General features: G+C 72.9%; 13 protein-coding genes. 7 read left to right on the top strand and 6 right to left on the bottom strand.

The genetic code is table 11. The features are described 5' to 3' along the window. Positions 1-76: 76 nt before the first annotated feature. Entirely contained in the window at positions 77-994 is a 918-nt protein-coding gene (locus tag O5O46_RS13300) for a hypothetical protein (RefSeq protein WP_269855593.1), read from the bottom strand. 199 nt (positions 995-1,193) lie between these two features. Between O5O46_RS13300 and O5O46_RS13295 the strand changes: the two genes are divergently transcribed. Beyond that, positions 1,194-3,680 (top strand): helicase C-terminal domain-containing protein, encoded by a 2,487-nt coding sequence (locus O5O46_RS13295; RefSeq protein ID WP_269855824.1) that lies wholly within the window; start codon positions 1,194-1,196, stop codon positions 3,678-3,680. Between the two features lie 78 nt (positions 3,681-3,758). After that, a complete protein-coding gene (locus tag O5O46_RS13290; protein ID WP_269855592.1) occupies positions 3,759-5,408 on the top strand; it encodes a DNA repair helicase XPB in 1,650 nt (549 codons plus the stop codon). Here the strand turns inward: O5O46_RS13290 and O5O46_RS13285 are convergent. Together O5O46_RS13285 and O5O46_RS13280 are read right to left on the bottom strand one after the other, a co-directional pair. Next, complete coding sequence (locus O5O46_RS13285) at positions 5,405-6,634, bottom strand: glycosyltransferase 87 family protein (protein WP_443072503.1); 1,230 nt, start codon at positions 6,632-6,634, stop codon at positions 5,405-5,407. The two genes, O5O46_RS13290 and O5O46_RS13285, sit on opposite strands and share 4 nt — an antisense overlap. A 93-nt stretch (positions 6,635-6,727) precedes the next feature. Then, entirely contained in the window at positions 6,728-6,958 is a 231-nt protein-coding gene (locus O5O46_RS13280; protein WP_269855591.1) for a hypothetical protein, read from the bottom strand. A 320-nt stretch (positions 6,959-7,278) separates the two neighbouring features. Here O5O46_RS13280 and O5O46_RS13275 point away from each other — a divergent pair, with 320 nt between their 5' ends. After that, complete coding sequence (locus O5O46_RS13275; protein WP_269855590.1) at positions 7,279-9,330, top strand: HelD family protein; 2,052 nt, start codon at positions 7,279-7,281, stop codon at positions 9,328-9,330. A gap of 136 nt (positions 9,331-9,466) precedes the next feature. Here O5O46_RS13275 and O5O46_RS13270 read toward each other — a convergent pair whose 3' ends face one another. Continuing rightward, positions 9,467-10,183 (bottom strand): copper homeostasis protein CutC, encoded by a 717-nt coding sequence (locus O5O46_RS13270; RefSeq protein WP_269855589.1) that lies wholly within the window; start codon positions 10,181-10,183, stop codon positions 9,467-9,469. A 59-nt stretch (positions 10,184-10,242) separates the two neighbouring features. Between O5O46_RS13270 and O5O46_RS13265 the strand changes: the two genes are divergently transcribed. Both O5O46_RS13265 and O5O46_RS13260 read left to right on the top strand, forming a co-directional pair. Continuing rightward, positions 10,243-10,911, top strand: coding sequence for an HD domain-containing protein (locus tag O5O46_RS13265; protein WP_269855588.1), 669 nt, complete (start codon positions 10,243-10,245; stop codon positions 10,909-10,911). A gap of 124 nt (positions 10,912-11,035) precedes the next feature. Beyond that, on the top strand, positions 11,036-12,175 hold the full coding sequence (locus tag O5O46_RS13260; protein WP_269855822.1) for a Cmx/CmrA family chloramphenicol efflux MFS transporter: 1,140 nt from the start codon (positions 11,036-11,038) through the stop codon (positions 12,173-12,175). Between the two features lie 30 nt (positions 12,176-12,205). On the opposite strand, the gene O5O46_RS13255 is transcribed toward O5O46_RS13260, so the two are convergent. Continuing rightward, positions 12,206-12,556 carry a hypothetical protein gene (locus O5O46_RS13255; RefSeq protein ID WP_269855587.1) on the bottom strand — a complete coding sequence of 117 codons (351 nt, stop codon included), beginning with the start codon at positions 12,554-12,556 and terminating at the stop codon, positions 12,206-12,208. Positions 12,557-12,637: 81 nt separating this feature from the next. On the opposite strand from O5O46_RS13255, the gene O5O46_RS13250 reads away from it, so the two are divergent. Together O5O46_RS13250 and murQ are read left to right on the top strand one after the other, a co-directional pair. Further along, the gene (locus tag O5O46_RS13250; protein ID WP_269855586.1) at positions 12,638-13,558 is read left to right on the top strand and encodes a MurR/RpiR family transcriptional regulator; all 921 of its coding nucleotides are present in this window, start codon (positions 12,638-12,640) and stop codon (positions 13,556-13,558) included. A gap of 13 nt (positions 13,559-13,571) precedes the next feature. Continuing rightward, entirely contained in the window at positions 13,572-14,507 is a 936-nt protein-coding gene (gene murQ / locus O5O46_RS13245; RefSeq protein ID WP_269855585.1) for an N-acetylmuramic acid 6-phosphate etherase, read from the top strand. Positions 14,508-14,592: 85 nt separating this feature from the next. Here murQ and groL read toward each other — a convergent pair whose 3' ends face one another. Further along, complete coding sequence (gene groL, locus O5O46_RS13240; RefSeq protein ID WP_269855584.1) at positions 14,593-16,221, bottom strand: chaperonin GroEL; 1,629 nt, start codon at positions 16,219-16,221, stop codon at positions 14,593-14,595. Positions 16,222-16,462 lie beyond the last annotated feature (241 nt).

Below are 16,462 nucleotides of genomic sequence, written 5' to 3'. Positions count from 1 at the left end.
CGCGACGGCGCGGCCCGGCTGTCACGAGCCCACCGCGACCCGGCACGACCCGAAACGTCCGCTGAAGAGGCACCACTCAGCGCCGCGCGCTGCGCCACAGCAGGAACACTGCCGTGCCCAGCGCCGCGACCTTCACCGTCATCGGAAAGTCGGCGGTGATGGCCTGCCCCAGCTGGTTGGCGGCGAGCGGGCCGCCCCAGCGCCCGTCCGTGCGGCCCCACAGCCAGACCAGCTCCCCCAGCACGACCAGTCCCGGCACACCGAGCGCGGCGAACTTCGCCTGCCTGCGGCCGATGCCGTGCGTGAAGTACGCCAGCAGCCAACCACCGCCCAGCGCCAGCCAGTTGCCCAGCACCACCCCGGCCACCAGTGCCAGCGCGGCCAGCAGCTCCAGGGGCCCCACCGGCAGCCGCCGCCGGGCGCCCGCCTCCCCCGCACCCGCCGCCCCCGCCCGGCGCAGCCGGAACCGGAACCGGCGCGGAGCGGCCTCAACGGCCTCGGCCGCCTCGACCCCGGCCTCCTCGGCCGGCGCGGCGGGCTCGTCGTCGGGCTCGGGCGGCAGCAGGCCGCCGGACCATCCGGCGAGCACCTCGTTGGTGCTCAGCCCGCGTATCCCGCCGCCTTCGGTGCGCTCGTCACCGGCCGGCACCCGCCACCACTCGTCGGGCCCCGCGTCCCCGGCGGGCGCCTTGTCCAGGCTGACCGTGTCGACTGGGCTCGGCGCGGGCGCCGCCGCCGGCTCCTCGGTGCGCGCCCTCGGCACCGTGCCCGAGCTCTGCCGCGCGGCCGCCTGCACCACCTCGTCCGGGGTGCCGAGCTTGCCCAGGATGCGCCGTACCGCGGCCTCGCTGTCGCCACCGCCGCGCTGGCGGTCGATGTCGCCCCGCAGTTGGGCGACGAGTCTCATGCGATCGGCCGAGCCCATGGCGGTCTGGGCGAGATCGCCGACCCGGCTCAGATAGTCGAAGACGAGTTTGTCGCTCTCGATGCCCATCCCGTTCACCGCCCAACGCGCTGTCCTGCCCGGCCCGTTGACCGTACCGCCGACGCCCTGCGGGCCGCAGGGCGCACCGTGGATACGGTGAGCACTACCCGCCCTGTCGCGGACACCACACAAGTTCAGAGGATCAGGCCCTAATGTGGGACGGATGACCGCCCCAGGGTTTGGGGGACCGACCTCCGGCGGCGGATCGATGACCACCGAGCGGAATCGGGAGGTGCGCGTGGCGAGCGGTGTCGAAGGGACAGGCGCGGGTTCGGGCCCGCGCACCCTCGCGGAGGATCTGCGCGCGCGGGGCGACGACGCCGTGGCGGCGCTGCTGCTGGCCCGCCCCGACCTGGTCAACCCGGTGCCCGGCGACCTCACCCAACTGGCCACCAGGGCCGGGACCCGGGCGTCGGTGGTGCGCGCTCTGGAGCACCTCGACCGGTTCGCGCTGCAGACCGTCGAGGCGCTGGCGGTCGCCCCCGACCCCTGTCCGTACGACACCCTGTGCGCGCTGCTGACCGGCGACGAGGGTTCGCAGGAGATCGCGGCGGCGCTGCCCGCGGCGGTGGCCACGCTGCGTACGAACGCGCTGGTGTGGGGCGGGGACGACCGGCTGCGGCTGGTGCGCACCGCCCGTGACCTGCTCGCCCCCTCCCCCGCCGCACCCTCGCCGACCGGCCTGGGCCCGACGGTCGCCGAGGCCGCGGCGGGCATGTCGCCCGGCCGCCTGCAGCAGATCGTGGCCGACGCCGGGCTGCCCGCCACCCACGATCCGGTGAGCGCGGTCGCGGCGCTCACCGCGCTGTTCTCGGACCGGCAGCGGCTTGCCGCGCTGCTCGCCGAGGCTCCCGAGGGGGCGCGGGCGGTGCTGGACAAGCTGATGTGGGGCCCGCCCTACGGCGAGGTGGCACTGGCCGCGGAGCCGGTGCGGGCGGCCACCGCCGAGACCCCCGTGCAGTGGCTGCTGGCCCGCGGCGTACTGCTGCCCGCCGGGCCGCACACCGTGCTGCTGCCGCGCGAGACCGCGCTACGGCTGCGCGGCGGGCGCGCGCACCGCTCGCCGGAGCCGCTGCCGCCCGAGGTGCCGCCGCACGCGCGGTACGACGCGCAGGTGGTCGACGGCACCGCGGCCGGTGAGGCGTTCACCGCGGTGCGCACCGTCGAGGAACTGGTCAAGGGCTGGGACACCGGCGGCCCCTTGGTGCTGCGGGCGGGCGGCATGAGCGTCCGGGACCTCAAGCGCACCGCGGCCGCGCTGGACACCACCGAGGAACTGGCCGCGTTCTGGCTGGAGACCGCGTACGCCGCGGGCCTGGTGGCCTCCGACGGCGAGGTGGACGAGGCGTACGCGCCGACGCCCGGCTACGACGAGTGGCTGCGGCTGCCCACCGAGGACCGCTGGGCGAGGCTGGCCGCCGCGTGGCTGGCGGCGACCCGCGCCCCGGGCCTGGTCGGCAGCCGGGACGCCAAGGGCCGCACGCTGGCCGCACTCGGCCCGGACCTGGACCGCTCGTTGGCGCCCGGGGTGCGGCGCCGGGTGCTGGAACTGCTCGCCGGGGCGCCGGACGGCGCCTCCGCCAGGCCGGAGGACCTGCTGGCCCGGCTGCGCTGGGAGCGCCCGCTGCGCGGTGGCGCGGCGCTGGACGAACTGCGGGCGCGGCTCGTCCAATGGACCGTCCAGGAGGCCGAGTTGCTGGGCGTGACCGGCCGCGGCGCGCTGTCCGGGCACGGCCGCGAGCTGCTCACCGATCCGGACGCGGCCGCCGCGCGGCTGGCTCCGCTGCTGCCCGAGCCGCTGGACCACGTACTGCTCCAGGCCGACCTGACCGCGGTCGCCCCCGGGCCGCTGCGCACCGCGCTGGCCGAGACGCTGGGGGTGCTCGCCGACGTCGAGTCCAAGGGCGGGGCGACGGTGTACCGGTTCACCCCGGAGTCGGTGCGGCGGGCGCTGGACGCCGGGCGCACCGCGGCCGAATTGCACGGTTTTCTGGCGGCGCACTCGCGCACCCCGGTGCCGCAGCCGCTCAGCTATCTGATCGACGACGTGGCCCGCCGCCACGGCCGACTGCGGGTCGGTGCCGCCTCGGCGTACGTGCGCTGCGACGACGACGCGGTGCTCTCCGAGATCCTCGCCGACCGCCGGGCCGCCGGGCTCGGCCTGCGCCGTCTGGCGCCGACCGTGCTGGCCGCCCAGTCCGAGCCGGTGACCCTGCTGGAACGGTTGCGCACCATGGGCTTCGCGCCCGCCGCGGAGTCCGCCGAGGGCGACGTGCTGATCACCCGTGCCGACGCCCGCCGTACCCCGCCGCGCGCCGCTCCCGTCCCGGTGCCGGACGGGCCGCCGCGGCCGGACCAGACGCTGCTGGCGGCCGCGGTCAAGGCGATCCGCGCCGGCGACCGCGCGGCCACCGCCCCCCGCAAGCCGGCCGCGCAGCCCGCCCCCCACGGCTCCGCGCTGCCCCGCACCACCTCGGCCGAGACGCTGGCCACCGTGCAGGCCGCGGTGCTCACCGGTGAACCCCTGTGGATCGGCTATGTCAACGCCGACGGCGCCGCCAGCCAGCGCGTCATCGAACCGGTCAAGGTCGAGGGCGGCTTCGTCACCGCCTACGACCACACCACCGACGAGGTCCGCACCTACGCCCTGCACCGCATCACCGGCGTCTGCGAACTCACCGAGGACGTCCGCTGAGGAACGACCGCCCGGTTTCCCCGCGGGATGCGCGACACTGGAGGCTTGTCCCCGTACCACGAGCGAAGGGCCAGGGCGTTGAACGGACCTCTCATCGTCCAGAGCGACAAGACGCTGCTGCTGGAGGTGGATCACCCGAGCGCGGACGAGTGTCGTCGGGCCATCGCGCCGTTCGCCGAGTTGGAGCGGGCGCCGGAGCACATCCACACCTACCGGGTCACGCCGCTCGGGCTGTGGAACGCACGGGCCGCCGGGCATGACGCCGAACAGGTCGTGGACGCGCTGGTGAAGTACTCGCGGTACCCGGTACCGCACGCGCTGCTGATCGACGTCGCCGAGACCATGGCGCGGTACGGGCGGCTGCGGCTGGTCAAGCACCCCACGCACGGGCTGGTGCTGGAGACCAGCGACCGGCCGGTGCTGCACGAGGTGCTGCGGTCCAAGAAGGTCCATCCGCTGGTCGGCGCCCGGCTCGACGAGGACACCGTGGTGGTGCACCCGTCGGAGCGCGGGCAGATCAAGCAGGTGCTGCTGAAGCTCGGCTGGCCCGCCGAGGACCTCGCCGGGTACGTGGACGGCGAGGCGCACCCCATCGAGCTGCGGGAGGACGGCTGGGCGCTGCGCCCGTACCAGCAGCAGGCCGTGCAGGGCTTCTGGCACGGCGGCTCCGGCGTTGTCGTGCTGCCGTGCGGCGCGGGCAAGACACTGGTGGGCGCGGGCGCGATGGCCGAGGCCAAGGCGACCACGCTGATCCTGGTGACCAACACGGTCTCCGCGCGGCAGTGGAAGCACGAACTGGTGCGCCGCACCTCGCTGACCGAGGACGAGATCGGCGAGTACAGCGGGACCCGCAAGGAGATCCGGCCGGTCACCATCGCCACCTACCAGGTGCTGACGACCAAGCGGAAGGGCGTCTATCCGCACCTTGAGCTGTTCGACTCCCGCGACTGGGGCCTGATCGTCTACGACGAGGTGCACCTGCTGCCCGCGCCGGTCTTCAAGTTCACCGCCGACCTCCAGGCCCGCCGCCGACTGGGGCTGACCGCGACCCTGGTACGGGAGGACGGCCGGGAGTCGGACGTGTTCTCGCTGATCGGGCCGAAGCGGTTCGACGCGCCGTGGAAGGAGATCGAGGCGCAGGGCTACATCGCGCCCGCCGACTGCGTCGAGGTCCGGGTGAACCTGACCGACTCCGAACGGCTGGCGTACGCCACGGCGGAGGCCGACGAGAAGTACCGGTACTGCGCGACGACCGCCACCAAGCGGCATGTGATCGAGGCGCTGGTGGCCAGGCACAAGGGCCAGCAGACGCTGGTCATCGGGCAGTACATCGACCAGCTCGACGAGTTGGGCGAGCACCTGGACGCGCCGGTGATCAAGGGCGAGACGACCAACGCGCAGCGCGAGAAGCTGTTCGACGCGTTCCGGGCGGGCGAGATCAGCGTGCTGGTGGTCTCCAAGGTGGCGAACTTCTCCATCGACCTGCCGGAGGCGACGGTCGCCATCCAGGTGTCCGGCACCTTCGGTTCGCGGCAGGAGGAGGCGCAGCGGCTCGGCCGGGTGCTGCGCCCGAAGGCCGACGGGCACAAGGCGCACTTCTACTCGGTGGTCGCCCGCGACACCATCGACCAGGATTTCGCCGCGCACCGCCAGCGCTTCCTGGCGGAACAGGGCTACGCCTACCGCATCGCCGACGCCGACGACATCCTCACCGGCGACGAGGTCTAGGCCACGGTGCGCCGGGCCCGTACCGCCGTCACCGCCAGGAACACCAGGCCCATCAACGGGTAGGGGGACGCGAGGGGTTGGGCCCACCACGGCAGGTGCAGCACATAGCCGCCCGGGGCGTGCACGATCCACATCGTGCGCGCCGTGAAGCCGACGACCACCGCCGCGAACGCCACCCACCGCCAGCGCACCCGGTGCGCCTCGGCGGCCAGCAGGGCGATCAGCGGTACGCACCACACCCAGTGGTGCGACCAGCTGATCGGCGAGATCAGCAGCGCGGTGACCGCCGCGCACAGCACGCCCCAGGTCTCCAGCCCGCGCCGCGCCGCGCGCACCGCGACCAGCAGCCCCGCGACGGCGGTGAGCGCCGCCGGTACGGTCCACCACATGCCCGGGTCCGGGGTGTGCAGCAGACGGGCGATCAGTCCCTGTAGGGACTGGTTGTCGACGATCCAGACCTTGCCGACCCGCTCGGTCTCGAACATCCGCCGGGTCCAGAAGTCAACGGTGGCGCCCGGCAGCACCAGCCAGCCGATCAGCACCGTCCCGGCGAACGACACCGCCGACATGGCCGCCGCCCGCACCCGACCGGTCAGCAGCAGGTAGACGGCGAACAGCGCCGGGGTGAGCTTGATCCCGGCCGCGACGCCGATCGCCAGCCCCTTGCCGCGGGCGCCGTCCGGACGCGAGAGGTCCCACAGGACCAGGCAGGCCAGCGCGATGTTGATCTGGCCGAAGACGAAGGTCTGGAAGACCGGCTCGATCCACACCCCGAGCGCGACCGCCACGATGATCGCGACCGGCCGCAGCTCCACCCGGCGCGGCCAGCCCACGAACCTGCAGGACAGGTGGGCCAGTAGTGCCAGCAGTGCGACGTTGACCTCGGTGACGCCGAGCCGCAGCACATCGAGCGGTAGCCATGACGTCGGCACGAACAGGATCGCGGCGAAGGGCGGATAGGTGGCGGGCAGGTTCCACTCGGTGACCCGCAGGTCGTACAGGCCGTGGCCGGTGGCGACGGCCATGCCCTCGGCCCGGTAGACGATGGCGTCGGCCATCTCGAAGCGCATCGCCAGGCACAGTCCGGCGTAGGCGGTGAGGGAGACGGCGAGCAGCGCGGTGGCGAGCATCAGCGGGCGCCGGGGAGTGGCGGCCAGCGCCACCCGTAGCGGCTGCGCGTCCCACCGCGTACGGTTCGCGCCGCGCGCAGCCGTTGTCGTACTCACCAAGCCACACCCTTCGATCGCCGTCCGCCCCGGCGGCGACCCTACCCGGCGGTGGTTGGCATACGCTCAGCGGCACATGCCGCTTACCGGGGGTTATTCCTGCTTGTCACCGGAACGCTGCGGTTCGTGGGGGGCGTGGTCGGGCTGCCTGGTGCCGTCGCCGCCCAGGATGACGACGCGGAAGGCGGTGTCGGCGAACACGCCGATCGCGCGCATCGTGCTGCCGAGGATGTGGCGCGGATGAGTGCGCCGAGCTGATTCGGGGGCGTCCGCCGCCCCCATCGCGGTGCTGCCCCGGATCGGGGTGAACGTCGTGGTAGCCATAGCTCAACGGTAGGTTTTCACCCCCTTGTCGTACATCGGTCCGCAGGATGATCGAGCGGTCCCCGTCCTGCAGCCCATCGGCCCAGGCCGTCAGTCCCGAGGGCTACACCGGCCCCTAGGGGGTGGGCCCAGGGATGTACACCCGACGGAAATCCATTCGCGTCACCAGGGCCGACGGCGTAACATCGCGCGTCTTGCCCCCTCCGCGCCGTCCGCGCGCCGGAGCGCGCCGACCGGACGGCAACCGGTCGGCAGCCACGCACCACACGTCACGTCCACCCACGGACGTCTGCCCTGCGTACCGCCGGAGGCACAGCACCGTGTCCATCGACACAACAGAACCGCTCGACCGTGAGCGCGCCCATCTCACCGCGTCCCGAGCCGCGCTCCGTGCCATGCGCGCTGACGCCGAGTCACTCGACATCCGCGATGTGAGCGCCAACTGGGTCAACGCCGAGGTGCTTCAGCAGCAGATCGCGCGGCGCATCGAGGCGCTCGCCGACCTCGCGCACACCCCGCTGTTCTTCGGCCGCCTCGACTATCTGCACGCCCCCGGCGCCGACCGGGCGGAGGGCGCGGAAGGGGAGCGGTTCTACATCGGCCGCCGCCATGTGCACGACGCGGACGGCGACCCGATGGTCATCGACTGGCGCGCCCCCGTCTCCCAGCCGTTCTACCGGGCCTCGCGCAAGGACCCGATGGACATCGGGATGCGGCGTCGATTCGGTTACACCGGGGGCCGGTTGACGGCCTACGAGGACGAGCACCTCAGCGACCCCGCGGAGGCCGACACCGGCAGCAAGCTGCTCCAGGCCGAGATCGAGCGGCCGCGCGTCGGCCCGATGCGGGACATCGTCGCCACCATCCAGCCCGAGCAGGACGAGATCGTCCGGGCGGGGATCGGCGGCACGGTGTGCGTCCAGGGAGCGCCCGGCACCGGGAAGACCGCGGTCGGCCTGCACCGGGTGGCGTACCTGCTCTACGCGCACCGGGAGCGGCTGGCCCGCACCGGCACGCTGGTGGTCGGCCCCAACCGCTCCTTCCTGCACTACATCGAGCAGGTCCTGCCGGCGCTGGGCGAGTTGCACGTCAAACAGGCCACCGTGGACGACCTGGTGGCCCATGTCGAGGTGCGGTCCGCCGACACCGCGCGGGCCGCCCGGCTCAAGGGCGACGTGCGGATGGCGGAGGTGCTGCGCCGGGCGGTGCGCGACGGGATCAGCACGCCGACCGAACCGGTGGTCGTGGTCCGCGGCTCCCGCCGCTGGCGCGTCCCGGCCCATGAACTGGAGGAGATCCTCGATGAGTTGAGGGACCGGGACATCCGCTACGGCGCGGCGGCCGACGCGCTGCCGCAGCGCATCGCGCACGCGGTGCTGACCCGGATGGAGGCGGCCGGTGAGGCCCCGGACGACCGGGTGCAGGACGCGGTGGCGCGCTCCCAGCCGGTCAGGGCGGCGGCCAAGGCGATGTGGCCACCGGTCGACGCGGCCAGGACCGTGCTGCGGCTGCTGTCCGAACCGGAGTTCCTGGCCCGGTGCGCGGACGGGCTGCTGGGCGAGGACGAGCAGAAGGAGATCCTTTGGCCCAGACCCGGCCGCGGGGTGAAGTCGGCGCCGTGGTCGGCGGCGGACGCGGTGCTGGTGGACGAGGCGATGGACCTGGTGCGGCGCACGCCCTCGCTCGGCCATGTCGTGCTGGACGAGGCGCAGGACCTGTCGCCCATGCAGTACCGCGCGGTGGGCCGCCGCTGCACCACCGGTTCCGCGACCGTGCTCGGTGACATCGCGCAGGGCACCACGCCCTGGGCGACGGCGAGTTGGCGGGAGGCGCTGACCCATCTCGGCAAGCCGGAGGCCACCGTCGAGGAGCTGACCCGGGGGTTCCGGGTGCCCCGCGAGGTGATCGCGTACGCCTCCCGGCTGCTGCCCGCCATCGCGCCGGACCTGGCCCCGGCCACCTCCGTCCGGGAGTCGCCGGGCGACCTGCGGGTACGGCGGGTGGCGGCGGAGGAGCTGACCGCGGCGGTGCTCTCGGCGGGCCGGGAGTCGCTGGAGCGGGAGGGATCTGTCGGGCTGATCGCCGCCGACGCCCGGGTACCGGTGCTGGCCGCGGCGCTGGACGCGGCGGGGGTGCGGTACCTCTCGCCCGGTGAGGAGACCACCGAGGAGGCCCGGCTCACGCTGGTACCGGCTTCGCTGGCGAAGGGCCTTGAGTACGACTACGTGGTGCTGGACGAGCCGTCCGCCGTCGTCGACGGCGAGCCGGACGCGCGCACCGGGCTGCGGCGCTTGTACGTGGCCCTCACCCGGGCGGTTTCCGGGTTGATCGTTGTGCATGCGGCCCCGTTGCCGGAGCAACTGGCCGCATAGGTTCCGGGCGGGTGGCTGCGGCCTGCCGCGCCCGCAGGGCGGCTGCCCGCGGCGCTCGGCGCGGGGCGGTGCGGCTGGACGGGTGCGCGCGGCGCCGCCGTGGGCTTCCACCCGCCCGCCTTTTGCGCCTGCCCGCTCAGGGGACCGGCACCGGAGTGTCGAGGGTTTCGCGCCACTCGCGGACCGCCTCCGGTGCGACCGTGGTCGACCAACCGCCGGGGCGGACGGCGGCCCCGACGTGGAAGGCGTCCACACCCGCGGCGCGCAGGTACGGCAGGTGGGCTGCCCGCAGGCCGCCGCCCACCAGCAGGCGGGGCTCGTAGCCGGGCTCGGCGGCCCGGGTCCTGGCCGCCTCCTCCCGCAGGACCGGCAGGCCGTCCGGCACACCGAGCGCGGAGCCCGCGGTGAGATAGGTGTCCAGGCCGGGCAGCCCGGCGAGCGCCTTGCGCAGCGCGTCGCGGTCGGCCGCGCGGTCGATGGCCCGGTGGAAGGTCCAACGGGAACCCTCGATGGCGTCGACCAGCGCCCGTACCGCCGCCATGTCGGGGCCGCCGTCCCGGTCGAGGAAGCCCAGCACGAACTCATCGGCGCCCTCGGCCCGCAGCGCCCGCGCCCGTGCGCACAGCGCGTCCACGTCGCGCGGACCGCCCGCGCCGAAGCCGTCCGTCATCCGCAGCATCACCCGCACCGGGATGCCGACCGCGGCCCGCACCGCCGCGAAGGTCTCCAGGCTCGGCGTGAGGCCGTCGGCGGCCATGTCCGTGACAAGTTCGAGGCGATCCGCCCCACCGGCCTGTGCGGCGACCGCGTCGTCGGCGCCCAGAGCGATCACTTCGAAGATTGGTCTAGACATGTAGCACAGCCTGCCACACGGCCGTTCGCACTGCCAGACGACCCTCCACAATGGCGAGAATGGGCACCATGGCCACGCCCCCGACGCCCCGCCACCCCTCGTACGACACTCTGCTCACCCGCTGGACGGCACTGCTGCGGCACGCCGGGTGCACCGCGGACCCGGTCCCGTACGGCGAGAACCTGCTCGGCCGCTGGGCCGAGCCGCAGCGCCGCTACCACACCACCGACCACCTGATCGCGACCCTCGACCACGCCGAGGCGCTCGCCTCGTACGCCTCCGATCCGGACGCCGTACTGCTCGCCGTGTGGTTCCACGACGCCGTCTACCGGCCCGACCGTTCCGAGAACGAGGAGCGCAGCGCCGACCTCGCGCAACGCGCGCTCACCGAAGCGGGGCTGCCGCATCCGCTGGTCGCCGAGGTCGCCCGCCTGGTACGGCTGACCGTCGGCCATGATCCGGCCGACGGCGACCGCGACGGCGAGGTGCTGTGCGACGCGGACCTCGCGGTGCTCGCCGGCGCGCCACGCGAGTACGCCGCCTACGCGGCGGCGGTGCGCGAGGAGTACGGGTTCGTCCCGGACGAGGTCTTCCGTGCCGGACGGGCCGACGCGCTGCGCCAACTCCTCGCCCTGCCAAGGCTGTTCCACACCCCGTACGGAGAGCGGCACTGGGAGCGCACCGCCCGCCACAACCTGGAGACAGAACTGCAATTGATCAGCGCCTGACCCCGGGAATGCCCAACACTTCTGGACACTTGTACGAAACATGTCGAACGACCAGGGCAACCACACGACCGCCACAGCCACCGACCAGCTCCCGAACACCTCAGTGGACCACACCAGAGTCCGCATGCCGGTGGCGGTCTACGTCCTCGGGCTGTCCGTGTTCGCCCTGGGAACTTCCGAGTTCATGCTCTCCGGACTGCTGCCACCGCTCGCCGCCGATCTCGGCGTCTCCATCCCACGGGCCGGACTGCTGATCTCCGCCTTCGCCATCGGCATGGTGGTCGGCGCGCCGCTGCTGGCCGCGTCAACGCTGCGGCTGCCGCGCCGCACCACCCTGCTGGCGCTGCTCTGCGCGTTCGGCCTCGGCCAGGTGGCGGGCGCGCTCGCGCCCTCGTACGGCGTGCTGTTCGCCTCACGCGTCGTCAGCGCACTGGCCTGCGCCGGGTTCTGGGCGGTCGGTGCGGCGGTGGCGGTGGCGATGGTGCCGTACGAGGCGCGGGCCCGCGCGATGGCCGTCATGGTGGGCGGCCTGAGCATCGCCAACATCGCGGGCGTCCCGGCCGGTACGTTCCTCGGCCAGCACGCCGGTTGGCGGGCCGCGTTCTGGGCCGTCGCCGGGCTGACGGTGCTCGGCATGGCCGGGGTCGCCGTGCTGGTACCCCGGGTACCGCGGCCGCGGACCGCGCCGCGGCTCCGCACCGAACTGCGGATCTACCGCGACCGCAGCGTCTGGCTGGCGCTCGCCACCACCGCCTTCGTACAGGCCGCCGTCTTCTGCACCTTCAGCTATCTCGCTCCGCTGCTCACCGAGACCGCGGGACTGGACGAGGGCTGGGTGCCGACGGTCCTCGCGCTGTTCGGCATCGGGGCGCTGATCGGCACGGCGCTCGGCGGACGGATAGCGGACGCCCGGCTGTTCGGCACGTTGAAGGGCGGTATCGCCGCGACGACACTGGTACTCGCGGCGCTCGCGCTGACCGCGCGGCAACCGGCGGCCGCGGTGACGCTGTCGCTGCTGCTGGGCGTGACGGCGTTCACCGCCGCACCCGCGCTCAACGCGCGGATGTTCAACGTCGCCAACGCCGCGCCGACGCTGGCCGGGGCGACCACCACGGCCGCGTTCAACATCGGCAACACGGCGGGACCTTGGCTGGGCGGAGCGGCCATCGACGCGGGCGCGGGATACACGGGCGTGGCCTGGGTCAGCGTGGCGCTCGCCGCGGTGGCGTTCGTGTTGACGTACGCACAGGTCCGTTTCCGGTGAGGGGCGGGTGCGCGGGCAGGATCGCGAACCTCAGCCGGAACGGACCGGCAGCCGGCCGACGGCCGCGATGACAACGCCGTCCTTCCCGCACACCCAGTGCGGATCGGGGCCTAGCTCCGGCTCGACGTCCAGGGCGTGCGGCTCCTCGCAGGCGGGGCACAGGGGCCAGCGCCCGTAGCGGTCGAGGAGGGCGTCCTGTACGTCCTGGGCGATCAGCCCGGTGACGTACTCCACGCCGTCCGGCCACTGCTCCACCCACCACCGGCGGTTCGCCACCGCGTCCTCGACCAGCGACACGACCGCCGCGTCGTCGATGTCGCAGGCCGCCAGATCGGCCAGTACCAACGCGCGGGCCGCATGCAGCGCGGGTTCGAGTTCCATACGCCGATTGTCCCCCTCCCGCCGGAGTGACCCGGCATCGGATGATTGACCAACCCGTGCGATGAAAATATCTTTCAAAGCGTGACGCAGAACGCGAAGGAAACTTTCCGCCAGTGCGACACCGGCCCCGCCCTGGCCGCCAGGGTCAGAACCCTCTCCCCCACCATGCCCCGCTCCATGCAGCGCGTCGCCGAAGCGGTCGCCGCCGACCCGGCCGCCTGCGCCCAGCTCACCGTCACCGCACTGGCCCAGCGCACCGGCACCAGCGAGGCCACCGTCGTGCGCACCGCCCGGGTCCTGGGCTACCCCGGCTACCGTGACCTGCGGCTGGCGCTCGCCGCGTTCGCCGCCCAGCAGCAGTCGGGCGCACCGGCCTCGGTCACCGCGGACATCGCGGTGGACGACCCACTGGCCGACGTGGTCGCCAAGCTCGCCCACGACGAGCGGCAGACCCTGGCCGACACCGCCGCCGGACTCGACGTCTCCCAACTGGAAGCCGTGGTGGGGGCGTTGACCGCCGCCCGCCGCATCGACGTCTACGGCATCGGGGCGTCCGCCCTGGTCGGTCAGGACCTGGTGCAGAAGCTGCTACGCATCGGGCTCATCGCACACGCCCACAGCGATCCGCACCTGGCGGTGACCAACGCCGTCCAACTGCGCCAGGGCGACGTGGCGTTGGCCATCACCCACTCCGGCAACACCGTCGACGTCATAGAACCGCTGCGCGCCGCCTTCGACCGGGGCGCCACCACGGTCGCCATCACCGGGCGGCCGGACGGCGCGGTGGCCAGGTACGCCGATCTCGTCCTCACCACCGCGGTGCGCCGGGAGAGCGAGCTGCGACCGGCCGCCATGTCCAGCCGCACCAGCCAACTGCTGGTCGTCGACTGCCTGTTCGTCGGCGTGGCGCAGCGCACCTACGAGCGGGCGGCGCCCGCCCTGTCCGCCTCGTACGAGGCGCTCGCCCACCGCCACAGCCCCGAAGCGCCCACCGCACGTTAGGAAGCCAGCCGCCATGTCCCGCGACACCCCCTACGGCGAGCTGCGCCGTGAGTTGGCGACCCTCACCACCGAGGCGTTCCAGCCGGAACTCTCGGACATCGACCAACTGCCGACCCTCGACATCGCCCGGATCATGAACGGCCAGGACGCCACCGTCGCGGCCGCCGTCGCCGACCGACTGCCGTACATCGCCGCCGCCATCGACGCCACCGCCGAGCGGATGGCCCGCGGCGGACGCCTGGTCTACGCGGGTGCGGGCACCGCGGGACGGCTCGGCGTGCTCGACGCCAGCGAGTGCCCGCCCACCTTCAACACCCGGCCGGGCCAGGTCGTCGGCCTGATCGCGGGCGGTCCCGACGCGATGCTGAGCGCCGTCGAGGGCGCGGAGGACAGCGCGGAACTCGCCGCCGAGGACCTGGACGCGCTGGGTGTCGGCGCCGCCGACACCGTCGTCGGGATCTCGGCCTCCGGCCGCACCCCGTACGCCGTCGGGGCGGTCGGACACGCCCGAGCGCGGGGCGCGTTGACCATCGGGTTGTCCTGCAACGCGGACTCCGCACTGGCCGCCGCGGCCGAGCACGGCATCGAGGTGGTGGTCGGCCCCGAACTGCTCACCGGTTCCACCCGGTTGAAGGCGGGCACCGCACAGAAGCTGGTGCTCAACATGATCTCGACCATCACGATGATCCGGCTCGGCAAGACCTACGGGAACCTGATGGTCGACGTGCGCTCCTCCAACGAGAAGCTGCGCGCTCGCGCCCGGCGCATCGTCGCACTGGCCACCGGCGCGGCCGACCAGGAGATCGAGGCGGCGCTGGCGGCGACCGACGGCGAGGTGAAGAACGCCATCCTCACCATCCTGGGCGAGGTGGACGCCGCCACGGCCGAGCGCCTGCTGACCCGGCACGGCGGACGGCTGCGGGCCGCGCTGCGCGCGGCGCTCAACTAAGCGGGGAGACAATCGCAAACGCCCGAGGGCGGTACCCCGCGTGGGGTACCGCCCTCGGGTTGGACGGAGTCTGATCCTCGGCGGATCAGAAGTCCATGCCACCGCCCATGCCGGCAGCGGCGGCGTCGGCGCCAGCGGCGGCCTTCTCCGGCTTGTCGGCGATGACGGCCTCGGTGGTGAGGAACAGCGCCGCGATGGAGGCGGCGTTCTGCAGCGCGGAGCGGGTGACCTTGGCCGGGTCGATGATGCCCTCGGCGATCATGTCCACGTACTCACCGGTCGCGGCGTTCAGGCCGTGGCCGACGGCCAGGTTGCGCACCTTCTCCACGACGACGCCGCCCTCGAGACCACCGTTGACGGCGATCTGCTTCAGCGGGGCCTCCAGCGCAAGCTTGACGGCGTTGGCACCGGTGGCCTCGTCGCCGTCCAGCTCCAGCTTCTCGAAGACCGAGGAGGCCTGCAGCAGGGCCACGCCACCACCGGCGACGATGCCCTCCTCGACGGCGGCCTTGGCGTTGCGCACCGCGTCCTCGATGCGGTGCTTGCGCTCCTTGAGCTCCACCTCGGTGGCGGCACCGGCCTTGATCACGGCCACGCCGCCGGCCAGCTTGGCGAGGCGCTCCTGGAGCTTCTCGCGGTCGTAGTCGGAGTCCGACTGCTCGATCTCGGCGCGGATCTGGTTGACGCGGCCCTGGACCTGGTCGCTGTCACCGGCACCGTCGACGATGGTGGTCTCGTCCTTGGTGATGACGACCTTGCGGGCGCGGCCGAGCAGGTCGAGACCGGCGTTCTCCAGCTTGAGGCCGACCTCCTCGGAGATGACGGTGCCACCGGTGAGGATGGCGATGTCGCCGAGCATGGCCTTGCGGCGGTCACCGAAGCCCGGGGCCTTGACGGCGACGGACTTGAAGGTGCCACGGATCTTGTTGACCACCAGGGTGGACAGGGCCTCGCCCTCGACGTCCTCGGCGATGATCAGCAGCGGCTTGCCCGACTGCATGACCTTCTCCAGCAGCGGGAGCAGGTCCTTGACCGAGGAGATCTTGGAGTTGACGATCAGGATGTACGGGTCCTCGAGGGAGGCCTCCATACGCTCCATGTCGGTGGCGAAGTACGCCGAGATGTAGCCCTTGTCGAAGCGCATGCCCTCGGTGAGCTCAAGCTCCAGGCCGAAGGTCTGCGACTCCTCGACGGTGATGACGCCTTCCTTGCCGACCTTGTCCATGGCCTCGGCGATCAGCTCACCGATCTGGGTGTCGGCGGCCGAGATGGAGGCGGTGGAGGCGATCTGCTCCTTGGTCTCCACCTCCTTGGCCTGGTCGAGCAGCGCACCGGAGACGGCCTCGACGGCCTTCTCGATGCCGCGCTTGAGAGCCATCGGGTTGGCACCGGCGGCGACGTTGCGCAGACCCTCGCGGACCAGCGCCTGGGCGAGGACGGTCGCGGTCGTCGTACCGTCACCGGCGACGTCGTCCGTCTTCTTGGCGACCTCCTTGACCAGCTCGGCGCCGATCTTCTCGTACGGGTCCTCGAGCTCGATCTCCTTGGCGATGGACACACCATCGTTGGTGATCGTGGGCGCGCCCCACTTCTTCTCAAGGACGACGTTGCGGCCCTTGGGGCCGAGGGTCACCTTTACGGCGTCGGCGAGCTGGTTCATACCGCGCTCAAGGCCGCGCCGTGCCTCCTCGTCGAACGCGATGATCTTGGCCATGTGAAGTGGTCCTCCCGGACGGGGGTTTGGCGTCGGACCGCGCTGGCGCCCGCGACGGACGGCCGGTCGGCCACCGGTTCCTTCCCGACAGCCGATCGGGCCTCACCGACCCGGTCCATCTGTCACTCTCAACGTCAGAGTGCTAACGCCAATGATTAGCACTCTGCCCCCTAGAGTGCAAGCGGCCCGCAGGGCCTCGATGAGGGGCGGTGGCCGGGCGACGGGTGGGCGCAAGCGGCCC

The organism is Streptomyces sp. RPT161 (assembly GCF_027533845.1).
In the GTDB taxonomy this organism is placed as follows: Bacteria; Actinomycetota; Actinomycetes; order Streptomycetales; family Streptomycetaceae; genus Streptantibioticus_A; species Streptantibioticus_A silvisoli_A.
Note: the sequence above shows the minus strand (reverse complement) of the source record. Positions and strands in the feature narration are given on the sequence as shown.

Excerpts from the sequence above, each read along its gene's own strand:
- O5O46_RS13300 (WP_269855593.1), bottom strand. The coding sequence starts at position 994 with ATGGGCATCGAGAGCGACAAACTCGTCTTCGACTATCTGAGCCGGGTC.
- O5O46_RS13295 (WP_269855824.1), top strand. The coding sequence starts at position 1,194 with ATGACCACCGAGCGGAATCGGGAGGTGCGCGTGGCGAGCGGTGTCGAA.
- O5O46_RS13280 (WP_269855591.1), bottom strand. The coding sequence starts at position 6,958 with ATGGCTACCACGACGTTCACCCCGATCCGGGGCAGCACCGCGATGGGG.
- O5O46_RS13270 (WP_269855589.1), bottom strand. The coding sequence starts at position 10,183 with ATGTCTAGACCAATCTTCGAAGTGATCGCTCTGGGCGCCGACGACGCG.
- O5O46_RS13265 (WP_269855588.1), top strand. The coding sequence starts at position 10,243 with ATGGGCACCATGGCCACGCCCCCGACGCCCCGCCACCCCTCGTACGAC.
- O5O46_RS13260 (WP_269855822.1), top strand. The coding sequence starts at position 11,036 with ATGCCGGTGGCGGTCTACGTCCTCGGGCTGTCCGTGTTCGCCCTGGGA.
- O5O46_RS13255 (WP_269855587.1), bottom strand. The coding sequence starts at position 12,556 with ATGGAACTCGAACCCGCGCTGCATGCGGCCCGCGCGTTGGTACTGGCC.
- murQ (WP_269855585.1), top strand. The coding sequence starts at position 13,572 with ATGTCCCGCGACACCCCCTACGGCGAGCTGCGCCGTGAGTTGGCGACC.
- groL (WP_269855584.1), bottom strand. The coding sequence starts at position 16,221 with ATGGCCAAGATCATCGCGTTCGACGAGGAGGCACGGCGCGGCCTTGAG.